General features: G+C 45.7%; 14 protein-coding genes. 9 read left to right on the top strand and 5 right to left on the bottom strand.

Annotation, left to right across the window (positions count from 1 at the left end; all coding sequences use genetic code 11):
- Window positions 1-39: 39 nt before the first annotated feature.
- Complete coding sequence (locus tag ACX4JR_RS05900) at window positions 40-1,038, bottom strand: potassium channel family protein (protein WP_476060092.1); 999 nt, start codon at window positions 1,036-1,038, stop codon at window positions 40-42.
- 305 nt (window positions 1,039-1,343) lie between these two features.
- Between ACX4JR_RS05900 and murI the strand changes: the two genes are divergently transcribed.
- The 7 genes from murI to ACX4JR_RS05865 all read left to right on the top strand — a co-directional run bounded on the left by murI (window position 1,344) and on the right by ACX4JR_RS05865 (window position 7,193).
- Window positions 1,344-2,144 (top strand): glutamate racemase, encoded by an 801-nt coding sequence (gene murI / locus ACX4JR_RS05895; protein ID WP_476060091.1) that lies wholly within the window; start codon window positions 1,344-1,346, stop codon window positions 2,142-2,144.
- Window positions 2,145-2,513: 369 nt separating this feature from the next.
- Window positions 2,514-3,059, top strand: coding sequence for a permease (locus tag ACX4JR_RS05890; protein ID WP_476060090.1), 546 nt, complete (start codon window positions 2,514-2,516; stop codon window positions 3,057-3,059).
- Between the two features lie 39 nt (window positions 3,060-3,098).
- Window positions 3,099-3,593: a permease gene (locus ACX4JR_RS05885; RefSeq protein ID WP_476060089.1), complete on the top strand. Its 495-nt coding sequence runs from the start codon at window positions 3,099-3,101 to the stop codon at window positions 3,591-3,593.
- Between the two features lie 12 nt (window positions 3,594-3,605).
- Window positions 3,606-4,544: a methyltransferase gene (locus tag ACX4JR_RS05880; protein WP_476060088.1), complete on the top strand. Its 939-nt coding sequence runs from the start codon at window positions 3,606-3,608 to the stop codon at window positions 4,542-4,544.
- A 148-nt stretch (window positions 4,545-4,692) separates the two neighbouring features.
- Window positions 4,693-5,457: a prolipoprotein diacylglyceryl transferase gene (gene lgt / locus ACX4JR_RS05875; protein ID WP_476060087.1), complete on the top strand. Its 765-nt coding sequence runs from the start codon at window positions 4,693-4,695 to the stop codon at window positions 5,455-5,457.
- A gap of 106 nt (window positions 5,458-5,563) precedes the next feature.
- Window positions 5,564-7,069 carry a sodium-dependent transporter gene (locus ACX4JR_RS05870; protein WP_476060086.1) on the top strand — a complete coding sequence of 502 codons (1,506 nt, stop codon included), beginning with the start codon at window positions 5,564-5,566 and terminating at the stop codon, window positions 7,067-7,069.
- Window positions 7,070-7,091: 22 nt separating this feature from the next.
- Window positions 7,092-7,193, top strand: coding sequence for a MetS family NSS transporter small subunit (locus ACX4JR_RS05865; RefSeq protein WP_476060085.1), 102 nt, complete (start codon window positions 7,092-7,094; stop codon window positions 7,191-7,193).
- Window positions 7,194-7,233: 40 nt separating this feature from the next.
- On the opposite strand, the gene ACX4JR_RS05860 is transcribed toward ACX4JR_RS05865, so the two are convergent.
- Window positions 7,234-9,285, bottom strand: coding sequence for a cell division FtsA domain-containing protein (locus ACX4JR_RS05860; protein WP_476060084.1), 2,052 nt, complete (start codon window positions 9,283-9,285; stop codon window positions 7,234-7,236).
- A gap of 292 nt (window positions 9,286-9,577) precedes the next feature.
- Here ACX4JR_RS05860 and ACX4JR_RS05855 point away from each other — a divergent pair, with 292 nt between their 5' ends.
- Both ACX4JR_RS05855 and ACX4JR_RS05850 read left to right on the top strand, forming a co-directional pair.
- A complete protein-coding gene (locus ACX4JR_RS05855) occupies window positions 9,578-10,402 on the top strand; it encodes a YkgJ family cysteine cluster protein (RefSeq protein WP_476060083.1) in 825 nt (274 codons plus the stop codon).
- A 16-nt stretch (window positions 10,403-10,418) separates the two neighbouring features.
- Complete coding sequence (locus ACX4JR_RS05850) at window positions 10,419-10,751, top strand: hypothetical protein (protein ID WP_476060082.1); 333 nt, start codon at window positions 10,419-10,421, stop codon at window positions 10,749-10,751.
- A gap of 105 nt (window positions 10,752-10,856) precedes the next feature.
- Here the strand turns inward: ACX4JR_RS05850 and ACX4JR_RS05845 are convergent, their stop codons facing one another.
- From ACX4JR_RS05845 to ACX4JR_RS05835, 3 genes are all read right to left on the bottom strand, one after another.
- Complete coding sequence (locus ACX4JR_RS05845; protein WP_476060081.1) at window positions 10,857-11,213, bottom strand: sulfite exporter TauE/SafE family protein; 357 nt, start codon at window positions 11,211-11,213, stop codon at window positions 10,857-10,859.
- A gap of 161 nt (window positions 11,214-11,374) precedes the next feature.
- On the bottom strand, window positions 11,375-13,927 hold the full coding sequence (gene glgP / locus ACX4JR_RS05840; RefSeq protein WP_476060080.1) for an alpha-glucan family phosphorylase: 2,553 nt from the start codon (window positions 13,925-13,927) through the stop codon (window positions 11,375-11,377).
- A gap of 96 nt (window positions 13,928-14,023) precedes the next feature.
- Window positions 14,024-14,221 (bottom strand): hypothetical protein, encoded by a 198-nt coding sequence (locus ACX4JR_RS05835; RefSeq protein WP_476060079.1) that lies wholly within the window; start codon window positions 14,219-14,221, stop codon window positions 14,024-14,026.
- Between the last annotated feature and the right edge of the window lie 122 nt (window positions 14,222-14,343).

Raw genomic sequence — 14,343 nt, 5'->3', positions numbered from 1 at the left:
CCGGAGAATAAAACAGCCGGGGGATATTCCCCGGTTATTTTATTCTCCGGATAATATTTTTTCCAATCGCCCGAGCTGGTCCTCCGGCCCGAATAAAATCAGTACATCTCCCGGGAGTAGAACCTCCGAGGGGGACGGATTTACAATTACCTCCCCATTCCGCTGAATGGCCAACACCTGGGTATTAAAATTCTCCCGCAATCCGGAATCTTTTAATTTCTGCTCAGCCAGGAGCGATACCTTCCCTATCTGCAGTTCTTCCAATTCAAAGTTAAGATCATGCTTTTCTATAAGCGTTTGTACAAAATTCACACTGGCAGGCTTTATAGCTGAAAGGGCCATGCGGTTCCCTGCAATTAAGGAGGGGGCTACCACACTGTCCGCTCCACCCCTGCGCATGCGCTGTATGCCCTCCGGACGGTTTACCCGGGCCACAACCCTTACCTTGGGATTCAAATCCTTGCTGGTAATGGTTATAAAAAGGTTCCCGGCATCATCCGGCAATGTGGTAATAACGCTGCGGGCCCTGTATATACCGGCACTGACCAATACCTTATCTTCGGTGGCATCGCCAATAATATATAATGCACCTTCATTATGCAAGTACTCTTCCCGCTCGGGATTTTTTTCTATAACCACAAAATCAAATTTTTCATGCTTCAACTGGTTAATTACTTCGCTTCCTACACGGCCTACGCCACAAACGATTATATGGTTGTGAAGTTTTTCTATCTTATTCATCATTTTCTTTTTCCCCCAAACGTTAAAAAACTGCCCTTCCACCAGTGCCAGTAATATATTGCTAAGTACATATGTATAAAGACCGACCCCGCTTATGATCAAAAGTAATGTAATAATTCTGCCCTTATGAGTGGCGGGGACCATATCACCATAACCCACGGTAGTAATACTTACCACCGCCACCCACAGTGATTCCAAAAAAGACCAGCCCTCTATTGTCATATAAGCCAATATACTGCCGGATATTATAATCACCAAAGCTATAAAAGCGACTATAAAGGACTTTACCGGAAACAATACCAACACCCCTGCCGCCCTTTTTAGCTACCATCAAAAGTATATAGGCCTTAACCATGATAAAGCAATAACGGTTTTAAATAATATCAGCCAAGCATAAAACCATTTTAGGAAGGCAGGACATTTTTTTGCCGGTGTAGAATTTTAAAAATTGCTTCCGCTGCACCCCCGCCGCAGACGGAAGTCAGGGGTAGGATGTTCCAAAAGCTTCTCCTACCCCTCATGTATTGTAAAGTTGAGTAATGAAGTAATATATAAGCGATACAAATATAAAAAGGTTTTTATATATAAAAGAGGTGGAGATAATGCCTGACCCGGCCCCCATTGGCGTATTTGACTCCGGAGTCGGGGGACTGTCCGTAATGCGTATAATGCGTGCCGTGCTGCCATACGAAGACATGATTTATTTTGCTGATTCCGCCTATTGCCCGTACGGTACCCGCCCCCCGGAAATAACCCGCAAAAGAGCCATAGCCCTTTGTCAATTCCTGATATCCCGGGGAGTTAAACTGGTAGTGGTGGCATGTAATACCGCCTCCAGCGCCAGTTTGAACGAATTAAGAAAATTATACCCAATACCTATTGTTGGCATGGAACCCGCCTTAAAGCCGGCAGCTGCAATTACCCGGAATAAGAAAATAGGAATACTGGCCACCGGGGCAACCATTTCAGGAGAGCGGTTCGGTTCCCTGGTAAAACGATACGGAAACGGTATTGACATAATATCTCAGCCTTGTCCCGGCCTCGTGGAATTGGTTGAAGCCGGGGAAATAAACGGTGCCAGGACAGAGGAAATGTTAAAACTCTATCTAGACCCCTTAATTAAAGAAGGAGTGGATACCGTTGTACTCGGCTGTACCCATTATCCTTTTCTTCGTCCTATAATAGAGTCTATGCTGGGGAACAGAATACAGGTAATTGATACAGGCGAAGCAGTGGCCCGGCGGGTAATTCAGGTACTAAAAGAGAATGATCTTAATACACCTGACCAAAAACCCGGCATAGAAATCTTTTATACCAGCGGACAACCTGAAAAAGTTAAAAAAGTAATCCAGAAACTCTGGTTGGATAATGATGTAACCGTAGCTAAAGTACATATTAAATAAAAGCGAGGGTAGGTTGCCTTGCAATACCTACCCTCGCTTTCCCTGGTACGCCGGTCAAAAGAAATACCTCCTTTTTATTTTTTACTTTTCGGTTCTCCGTTTTCATTCCGATGTTTTTCACTTTCTCCAGCATTACAATCAATTTTTTCCAGGCCTATGCTTTGCAGAATCTCTTCTATCAGGTTCTTGGTCAATGGAGCTACACCTCCCTTCTTTCTTTAAAATTATAAAGATCTATTATCAATTTTAAATAAAATTACTTAAATAAATGTTATTCTAGCAAACTGGACACCAAAATTCCTTCTCGGCTACAATGTTAAAAATATAAACTATTCATACATTTATTTACCGCGATTGGAGGAATTCTATTTGCAAAAGACCACCATTGGTATGGGGGTAGCAGCATTGGTACTGGGCATAATGGCCCTGATACAGGGAGGATGGGAAGATCTGGCCGGCGGTCTACTGCTCAGTGGGAAAATGCTTATTCAGGTAGCGCCATTGTTATTGCTGGCTTTTGCAACTGCAGGACTAATTTCCGTACTGGTTTCCAAGGAAACGGTTTCCCGCTGGCTGGGACGGGAAGCGGGATTCAAAGGTCTGCTGCTGGGGGGCCTGGCCGGAGCCCTCGTACCGGGAGGACCTTATGTTTTCTTTCCCCTGACCGCCACCTTTCTGGTTTCCGGTGCGGAAATCGGCACAGCTGTCACCTTTGTTACCGCCAAAAATTTATGGACGCTGAGCCGTCTACCCATAGAAGTAGCCCTTATGGGGCCCCAAATAACTTTTATTCGTTATACTATAACCTTTATATTTCCTATTGTCCTTGGGTTGGTTGCAAACATTTTCTTCTCAAAATTTACAGAAAAAATTCGTATTGGAATAAAAGAACTGCAAAAAACGGAAGATACTTAATAAATTAAACAACTGATTTAAAGCCTGAGGTGATATTTTTTGATTATTCCCCTTATTGTATTATTAGTTATGGCCGCTACCCTTTTTACCGTTGCTTACCGGCGGAAGGACGGCTCCCACATTCGCGGGCTAAAAGCCGGCAAAAAAATGTTCACCAGCTTAATTCCCCTTCTTCTTATGGCCTTTATGATCGCCGGCCTTATCCAGGTAGCAATACCCCCGGAAATTATTCGTTCCTGGTTGGGTGAAGAAGCGGGGCTGCGAGGGATTTTAATTGGTACTGTGGCAGGTGCCCTTATACCCGGGGGCCCTTACGTTTCCCTCCCTATCATTGCCGCAATTTATCATGCCGGTGCCAGTATCGGAACGGCAGTATCAATCATTACCGGGTGGGCATTGTTGGGAGTGGGACAGCTGCCGTTTGAATTAGCCCTCATTGGGCCGCGATTCATGGCCGTACGGCTTATTACGGTTTTTACCGTACCGCCAATAGCCGGAATTGCAGCTCAATATATTTTCGGGGGCGGATTTTAAAGGGGGATTTTCATGCCTGATTTAAACAAACTTCAACTTCCCAGGGAATTTCTAATAGTCGGTGCAGCAGCCCGCACGGGTCTTTTCGACATCCTGCACAAAGAAGGAGCACTTACTGCCGAACAAATTGCCCGCAAAACAGAGGCAGATACCCGGGCCGTATGGACCGTTATGGAAGCACTGGTGGCCCTGGGCTACATTGACCGGCAAGAAAAAACTTATAAAATTTCAAAAACGGCAAACTCCATGTTTTATGAATCTGATAGCGTAAATTATACCGGGTTTTCCTTTATGCATGGCTATAACCTCATGGAAAGATGGATCCGGTTGCCGGAAGTTATTAAAAGCGGAAAACCGGTACCCCGTTCGCGGAACACTAAACAATTGAAACACTTTCTGGAAGCAATGAAATATAATGCCCTTAAAAGTGCTTCTACCATAGCCGCCCGCTGCCTGGAAGGCCTGCCAAAGGGCTCAACGGTACTTGACATTGGAGGCGGCCCCCTTAGCCACGCTCGGGCCTTTGCCGATAAGGGTGCAAAGGTAACGGTACTGGACCTTCCGGATGTGGTAGAAATTATGGAACCTGAAGTAAAGAAGGATGAAAGGATAACAATGGTAAAAGGGGACTTTAATGAAGGACTCCCGGAAGGCCCTTTTGACCTGGCCTACCTGGGCAATATCACCCACATATACGGTAAGGCCGCAAACCGCCTGCTTTTTAAACGGGTGAATAAAGTATTAAGCCCCGGAGGAAGAATAGCAATATGTGACTTTATCAGGGGAACCGGAGAGTTTGCCGATGTATTCGCAGTCAATATGCTGGTTAACACCGAAAACGGGGGAACCTGGACATGGGAACAGTACAGCTCCTGGTTAAAGGAAGCGGGATTTATCAACCTGCGCTGGGAAGAAATCGGCGGGCGCCAGGTAATATTCGGGGAAAAATAACTATTATTTTACATTTAAAGTCGGGGCAAGCTGCCCCGGTTTTTTATGCCCAAAGTTTTATCACCTTTTTACGGTTTAAAATAGCCGCCGGCAGGAAAGAGTATGATAAAATATAAAGACAAATTTCCATTTTAGGGAGGATTTTAAAATGATTGACCCCGTAGCATTCGAAATTGGCCCATTAACGGTACGCTGGTACGGTATTATCATGGCTGCAGCCTTTTTAATAGGTATTATCCTGGCTTATTACCGGGCGGCAGCCAATGGTATAGACCCCAATCATGTTTTAAATATGGTAACCTTAATTATTCCCTCGGCCATTATCGGGGCCAGAATTTACTACATAATTTTTGAATGGGAAAATTATGCAGGAAACTTTTATAAAATGATAGCAATCTGGCATGGTGGGCTGGCTATCCACGGGGGAATTATAGGGGGAATTCTTGCCGGACTGGCCTATGTAAAAATATACCGGCTGCCATTGTGGAAAATGGCGGATATCATGGCTCCCAGCCTGATCCTGGGGCAAGCCATAGGGCGGTGGGGTAATTTTATTAACCAGGAAGCCCACGGGGGGCCCGTTTCAGAAAGTTTTATAAGTCACTTCCCCACTTTCATTCAAAAACAGATGTATATAAACGGCCAGTATTACCACCCCGCTTTTCTTTACGAATCCCTTTGGGATTTTCTTGTCTTTTTGGTACTTATTATTCGCTGGCCCCGCAAAAAATTCCAGGGAGAAATAGCATTTTTATACTTGGTCTTGTACTCAATTGGCCGCTTCTTCATTGAAGCCATACGCACGGACAGTCTTATGCTGGGACCTTTCCGGGTAGCCCAATTGGTAAGTATTATTCTAATTATAATCGGAACTATAGCCCTCGCCCAAAGATATAGCCGGGTAAAAAGTTAATAAAACTTTTCGCAATAAATAAAAGGATTTTGTCCTTAATTGAAGAATCCTAGTGTGTCCTTTTTTAATTTAATTTTTCAAAAATTTTTTAAAGGAGGTTGAAGAAGTGTCTGCAGAAAGGGAACAGTGGGGTACGAGAGCCGGTTTTATTCTGGCCGCAGTAGGATCTGCCATTGGTCTTGGTAACATCTGGCGCTTTCCTTATATGGCCTACGAAAACGGCGGCGGTGCATTTTTAATCCCGTATTTCTTTGCACTGCTGACCGCCGGCATCCCTATTATCGTGCTGGAATTTGCCGTAGGACACAAATATGCTGGTGCGGCTCCGGCAACCTTTGCGAGGATTTCCAAAAGGTGGGAATGGCTGGGGTGGTGGCAGGTTCTGGTTTCATTTGTAATTTCAGTATATTACATTGTAGTCATCAGCTGGGCGCTTAACTACCTGTATTATTCATTTTCCCTGGCCTGGGGCTCCGATCCCGGCAGTTTCTTCGGCCAATTTATAGGTTCTGCGGGAGAAGGAGCCACTGCTTACACCACCGTAGGATTACAGTGGCCTATTTTTATCGGTGTAATTATTGTCTGGTTTATCAACTGGCTGGTACTTTACAGCGGAATAAAGCGGGGCATCGAAATTGCCAACAAAATCTTGATGCCTATTCTATTTATCATGGTTATCATTATGGTAGCTCGTGCCGTAACACTACCTGGTGCTGCCAATGGCCTCCAGTGGCTGTTCCGGCCCGATTTCAGCGCAATCTGGGATTACAGGGCTTGGGCAGATGCCTACGGGCAAATATTTTTCAGTCTTAGTATTGCCTTTGCAATCATGATTACTTATGCCAGTTACCTGCCCAAAAAATCCGATATCGCCAACAACGGTTTTATGACAGCTTTTATTAACTGTGGTTTCAGTATGCTGGCCGGTATTGCAGTTTTCGGTATTCTCGGATACATGGCCGCCCAGCAGGGAACCTCTGTTCAGGAAGTTGCCGGTGCCGGCGTGGGGCTGGCATTCATTACCTTCCCACAGGCAATAAACCTGTTACCTGCGGCAACATTTTTCGGAATACTGTTCTTCCTTTCCCTCACCTTTGCGGGGCTTTCATCGGAAATTTCAATTAACGAGGCCTGTGTATCAGCCTTAATTGACAAATACGGCTGGAGCCGTAAACAAGTGACCACCGTATTCTGCCTGGTGGGCCTTTTGGTCAGCCTTATCTTCGTCAGGCCCGGAAGCGGGCTGGCAGCCCTGGATATTGTGGATCACTTTATCAACAACTTCGGAATTGTATTCGCCGGGCTGGTAGAGGTTATTTTCCTCAGCTGGTTGTTTAACATTAATAGCATTAAGGAACATATTAATTCTATTTCCGATTTTGCCGTGGGGGGCTGGTGGAAATTCTGCCTGCAAGTAATTACCCCCATAGTACTGGGCTACATGGCCATAAGTAACCTGATTGGTGATATTAAGGAGCCTTATGGGGGCTATTCCGTTGCTGAACTGGCAGGTCTCGGCTGGCTCGTGGTAGTTGGCATTGTGATAATTTCCTTTATTCTTGCCGCCAGCAGGGGTAAAGGCGAACTGCTGAGGGATTCTTCTTACCGCTAATATGATTAGGAGGTAGCTTAAAATGACAGGTGGCGCAATCGCCATGATGGTATTCGGTTTGCTCGTAACGTGGGGCGGTGCATTCATTTGTATTAATATAGCCTTGAAAAAACGCTTCGACTAAACCCAAATTACAAAGGTCGGGCTAAAAGCCCGACCTTTGTTTAGCCCTTTTCCCCTTCCCAGTAAATTTCGATCTCATCTCCTTCGGAAAGGGGATCCGTATATTTTGCCCTGTTACCGTTCAACTTGAGAACCAGGATTCCCCTGGCCTGGCTGCAATCAATTTCCACGTGCTCAAAAATATCTGTAAAAATGGGCTCTGGCTTTGTTAATAAAATTTCTTCCCCGTTAACCCGTACCCGTATGCCTGTTACCGGAACTCCCTCTTCAGAAGGCACTTTTTTCGCCCCGCTTTTTATGCACTCCGAACTGGCGCCGTCCCCTTTGCTACCATTTTCAGGAATCAGCAATTCCACCCGGTCACCGTCAGATAAAGGATACGTAGCCCCGGCCGGGCTTCCGTTGACCCGCACAGAAACATTACGGGGATCCAGCCCCCTGGCTTCGATAAGATCAGCTACGGTACCAATGGGTTTTATCACGACGTTGTCGCCCGGGAATATTTCCTTTTCAGGCCGGACACGTTTTCCATTTACCAGGCAGATGGGATGCAAAACTTCTTTTTCACCGTTTAATACGATCCTCAATTCCCCTTTTCCGGGAAGATAATCGGCAACCTTTGCTTTGGCATCCCGGCCGTTTTCAGCCTTTATCACAAAAATCTCATCTCCATCCTTAACGGCAGTTTGAAGGGTGGCCGGATGCCCGTTAACCTGAATTTGCGCCGGCCGGGCCAGCCCGCCAAATACTACCTGCCGCTTTCCGTTAAGATAAAAATACAGGTCCCTGCCATTTTTACCTATGAGATCCCGGGGGTTAAAATGTACCAAGCCCAGGGCGTCAGAAACAGTTAACTCCCTGGTATTGAAAAGACGATATTCCCTGCCGTTTATAACAATGGACATAAAATCAAAGCCCATTCGCTTCATTGCCACTGAAGCAATGCCAACTACAGTAACACCTTCGGGACCGGTAACAGGCGAACTTTCCCCCTGGTTGAAAATTACATTTTTCAGATTGCTGCGGTCCCGCAAGACCACCCGCTGGGGCGGCAGGCCTAGTCGCCGGGCCAATCTTTCTGTAAAAGTGGGTATCCTCGAACCTCCTCCCACACAAAAGACTGAACGCGGAGGCTGGCCGCCATTTAGTTTCAGAAGATTATCAGCTATTTCTCCTGCCACCTTGTCCAAAACCGGGTTAATTATTTCCATTATTTCTTCATAATTAAGGGCATGTTCAATCCCTACTACATCGGTAAAATTTATATCTGCACCTTCTTTAATTTGTCTCTTTATGCCCTCGGCAGTATCGAAGTCCACCAAACATCCGTTGACCAGAGCCTCGGTTATCTCGTCACCTGCCACCGGAACCATGCCGTATGCCACTATGGTACCGTCCCTGGATATTGCCAGGTCGGAAGTACCGGCACCCATGTCCACCAGGGCCAAATTTAAAAGACGAAAATTTTCGGGAATGGCAACATCAATTGCTGCTATAGGCTCCAAAGTAAGATTTACCGGTTCCATACCGGATCTTTCCAGTACCGCATAAAGCCCGTTCACTACCGATACCGGTAAAAAAGTGGCTATTACCTCACACCCGATAACGCGTCCCCGGTGACCTATAAGATTGGCCAGGGGATAGCCGTCAAGACTGTAACCCAGGGCGGTATGCCCTACGCAATAATAGCGGTTACGCACTTCCGACTGTTCATCCAGCCTGCGGTGGGCTTCCCGGAGGGCATCCATTTCCAGCCCCCGCACCATGGCGCTGTCTATTTCCATATTTTCATCAACTTCATGCTCCACCGACACCTTAACCGTATACAGGGAACGCCCCGCCGCGGCAACGGCCACCTTATCCAAAGGACGAGCCACTTTTTTTTCCAATGCATTCTTTATCTCGGATACCACGGAGGCCACCTGCGGGATATCGTGAATCTGACCGTCAAACATTGCCCGGCCGGGGTGTTCCCGCACTTCTTCGGCAAGAATAACAAGTTTGTTTTCCTTTACCGAGGCCACAAGACCGATTACAGTGCGGGTGCCTATATCCAGAGCAAATATAATATCATTGTCCGGAAATAATTCCATGATTAAACCCTTTCTAAAACTAATTTTACCATGATTATACAGTAATATTTACCCCCCGACAACACGAACTGTTTGACCGGCATGTCAATTGGTTGACAATGTTACGTATAGTTTTATGTTAAAATAATTACATCCTATAAAAATTGCTTGCCTTAATCCCCGCCAAAAGCCCTTATTAAAGGGCGCTTTTTTATTTCCTCTCGGCATAGATTTAGTAAACAAATTCAGAAGGTAAAAAACCACATTTGACGAAATTCTATGTTAAAGAAAAAAACCGGGAGGAAAAATAAAAATGACAAGTGACCTGTGCCAGGAAATAATCCAACGGCTAAAAAACGGTACCTTAAAAGAATTGAGCCCTGAAGACACCTTCAATTTTGAATGTACCGATGAATGCATGGGAAACTGTTGTAGCGACATAGATATTTTCCTGGACCCGTGGGACGTGGAAACCATGGCCAGGCACCTTAACCTATCCGGCCAGGAGTTTGTTAAAACCTATTGCATCCTCGACATGGATGAAGAATTGGGATGGCCTTGTATTCAATTAAAACACGTGGCTGAAGGCCCTTGCGCTTTTAGATTGGCAGACGGAAAATGTTCCGTTTACCCCGTGCGGCCGAGGAATTGCCGGACTGCACCTATTGCCCGGGCTGTTCGCTTTCACATTAAAGGTAATAAAAAGGAATGCCAGGAAAAAATTTTTATGATTACCCCAGTGGATTCCTGCCTGGGATATAATTCTGACAAAACGTGGACAGTTCGGGAATGGTTGGAGGACTCCAACGCCTACAAATACTACGAGCTTTCAGATATTCACCTGGAACTCATCGACTATGCAGCCAATACCCTAAATACCCGGAAGTGGCTTTCCGGGCCCGCCGTAAAGATGGTGATACCTTTCCTCTACGCTCCCGACATTCTTCGCTCAAAACTGGACATACCTCCGGACGATGTGGGGCATGAAGAATTTTACAAGAGGCGCATGAAGGCACTGCGGCTGATTTTGACCGATATGGCCGCCGCATTGGGATACGGGCCGAAGGCCGGGAAAAAACAAAAGGACGACCTTAAGGTAATGGACAAGGTTAAAAACACCCTGCTAAAAGGGGAATAATAAAGGTGGTTTCCTCATGACCCGGGAAGAATTCAGGCTTAGGGGAATTAAAATTGCCCTGGCAACCTTAATTTTACCCTTCATTGGACTTGCGGCCTTTTATATAAAGCCGCTGGCCGTTTTAGCTCCGGCACTGTTTTACGGAGGGCCCGTAATTCTCACGATTTTATTTTTCATATTTAAATACAAGGAAAAAAAGATTCCCTGGAAAAGATACCGCTGCCCGCACTGTGGAAAATTTTTTGAAGCCGAGCCCGGAGAAGGTAAAGTAAAACACTTATTGTGCATGCACGAAGTATATATTAAAGACGGGGAGGCACATTTAATAAAATCAAGGAATTTAACATAAAAGGACACTCTCCCGCAAAGAATATAAAAGGGTAAGTCTAATATTAATATAATCGGGAAAGGTCACTGGATATTTGGGAAAGTTTCTGGCATCTCCTCAAATTAATTATCCCTTGGACAAAAACATACGAATGGCGAGGCCAATTAAAATTAATGCAAAAATCTTATTAAAAATATGAGTTGGCACATATTCCACCAATCGTGAACCCAACTGGGCCCCGAGAACTCCCCCTATTCCCAGCAAAATTCCCAAACGCACATCCACGTGTTGCAAGCTTAAATGGGCAACCAGGGCCGACACGGAAATGACAAATATTGTTAAAAATGAGGTGCCTACAGCCTTATATGATTCGTAACCAAGCATAATTAAAAGGGGAACCACTATAAAACCCCCGCCCAAGCCGGTAAAACTGGCTAAAATTCCCACCAGCACGCCTAAGGCTAACAATAAAAATGCCGACAATACGTCCCCCCCCCCTGTCAAAACCATATTATGGATTAATATATTCCTCCCACAGAACCACAGGTTAAGCCGTGTCTTTTGGAAATATTCGTCAAAACTCTACATATTCCTGCCTTTCTGCATGAAAAAAGCCCTCCTCGTGAAAAGGAGGACCTTTATCATTAGAAATCCCGTGCCCAGGTAACCAGAGGCAACTCATGCTGATGGGCAAAATATGTATTGGACGGGCGTACCCGAACCGTATATCCAATGGTACCCTGGTGCTCAAGGGGTAATCTGCCTATAAAAAGATACTCACCTTCTCCTGTTTGCCCGTCTATTTGCAAAGGCACCGTAACTACATTTCTGAGTCCTTCCCTGCCCTCAACACCGTAAGCAATTTCAGCCGTAATATCATTATAATTTATGGGACCCAACTTTACCTTAGCTTCTATATCCAAATGGTCACCCCGCTGCATATCGGCACATCCGTTGCAACGAACGGCGTTAATTGATACCTGGTGCCAGTTCTCTTCTATATATTGCTTGTAATTTTTAACCTTGCCTGCTACTTCGAAATTATTTTCAGAGAATTTAATACCCCGGTCTATAAGGTTACTATAAAAGCGGTCAGTATATTCCCGTACCATGCGAGTGGTGTTAAATTGTACCGGAATGGTACTCAATGAATTCTTCATCAGTTTTATCCATTCCCGGGGAATACCGTTATCCCGCTTATAATAAGCCGGGATAATTACGTTCTCCAGCAAATCATAAAGGTGCCCGGCATCGCTTAAATCCTGCTTTTCATAATCATCAATAATGCCGGATTCAATCCCACCAATGGCAAAACCGTTTTTGCCGTTATAGGCTTCGGGCCACCACCCGTCGAGGACACTGCAGTGCAATACCCCGTTGGCGGCAGCTTTCATACCGCTGGTTCCACTGGCCTCCAAGGGCCGGCGGGGGGTATTAAGCCATACATCAACCCCCTGCACCAAATGGCGGGCCGTATTCATATCGTAATCCTCGAGAAATACAATTTTGCCCCGAAAAGGTTCCTCCTTTGAAATATCGTAAATCTCCTTTATTAGACGTTTACCCTCATTATCCCGGGGGTGTGCCTTTCCCGCAAATACAATCTGCACCGGTTTTTCCGGATCATTTACCAACCTGGCCAGCCGTTCCTTATCCCGGAATATAAGGGTAAAACGTTTATAGGAGGTAGACCTGCGGGCAAACCCAATGGTTAGAATGTCCGGGTCTAAAAGGTTTTCCACCTCTCGAATGCGATACTCCTCTTCCCCGTTGCGGCGGTATTTTTTCCGCAAAGTATCTCTTATAAACCGTATTGTACGCATTTTTTGGGATTGGTGTACATCCCAAAGCTGGTTATCAGGAATTGAGCGGACATTTTCCCACATTTTACTGTCGCATATATTCTTAACCCAATCCGGTCCTAAATACATGGTAAGAAGGTCCCTCATTTCACGGGATAACCAGGTTTCCAGGTGGATACCGTTTGTTAGCGAAGTTATGGGCACCTCGTCCACCGAAAGATGGGGATAAATCCGGTGGAACATTTTTCGGCTAACCTCCCCGTGAATTTTACTTACCCCGTTGCAGTACCCGGAAAGGCGAAGCGCCAGCAAAGTCATATTAAACTCATCGTTTTCCTTATCCCGGCCCAGGTCCAGAAAGGCCTCACGGCTCATTCCCAACTGGCCGTAAATATGTCCTAAGTAGGTATCCACCAGTTCAAAAGGGAAAACGTCATGCCCGGCCGGTACCGGTGTATGGGTTGTAAATAAAGTATTCGATTTTACAGCTTCCTTTGCAGTGGCAACCGGAATTCCAAGCTGAACCAACTCCCGTAATCTTTCTACCACGGAAAAGGCGGCATGACCTTCATTCATATGCCAGGCAAAAGGTTTTATGTCCATGGCCCGGAGGGCCTTTACCCCACCTATCCCTAAAATAATTTCCTGTTTTATGCGATTTTCCTCATCACCTCCGTAAAGTTGCGCCGTCAGCTTGCGGTCTTCTTCACTATTTCTGGTAATATCGGTATCAAGCAAATACACCTTTACTCGGCCTACCTGCACTTTCCAGACCTTAGCAAAAATCGTCTTATGGCGAAAACCCACCTCTATCACCAAGTCGCTGCCATCGTCACGGGTTACCGGAGATAAGGGCATTTCACGGAAATTAAGGTATGGATAATAGGCTTCTTGCCAGCCCTCTCGATTAATTCGCTGGGTAAAATATCCATGTTTATACAGCAGCCCCACACCTACAAAGGGGAGGCCTAGATCGCTGGCCGCCTTGGCATGATCCCCGGCAAGCACCCCTAGCCCGCCGGAATAAATGGGTAAGGATTCGTGAAACCCAAACTCGGCAGAAAAATAAGCAATTACCCGGTCTTTATGCTGGGGATAAATCTGTTCAAACCACTTTTGTTCCGCCATATAATTATCGAATTCGGCCACTGCCCGGTCATATTCAGCCAGAAAGTGAGGATCCCGGGCAACACGCTCTAATTCATCGGAACCTATGTATATGAGAAATTTTACCGGATTGTGATGCACCTCCCGCCATAAATTCCCATTAATATAGCAAAACAAATCCTGGGCCCGCGGGTTCCAGCTAAACCAGAGATTTTTGGCAATTTCCCTTAGCCGTTTGATTCGCTCCGGGATAGGGGGGATTACGGAAACAGTGCGGAAAAAAAACATATGATTAACCTCCATGACTTCAAATTCTACTTTATTGTGCCAAAAAATATGACTATCTTATTCACATTTATAGTCTTGTAAGCAACCAATTGTAGTTTAAGAACCATACCCGGCCAACTCCGCTACCGTCCGGTAATGCAATTCCCCATTCTCATATACCTGCAGCCGGGCTTTATCTTTCTTTAAAAATTTCAATTTATCCTTAGCAAAACCCGCGGCTGCCAGCGCCCTCGCCGCGTACCCCCTAATCGGAAAAATCATCAGGCCGGAATCTGCTCCTTCAGTATCATTCATTATCACTCCATCCTTCGGCACTAAATGTTCTCGGCAAGGAGCAGTAATTTGCCCAGAGCTGGGATTGATGGGTATTTTTACTCAGCAATTAATGGTACAATATTCCGGGAAGTAATAAAAGG

This window comes from Desulfofundulus sp. JL263-se (genome assembly GCF_056316025.1).
This window is presented reverse-complemented; position numbering and strand designations above follow the sequence as displayed.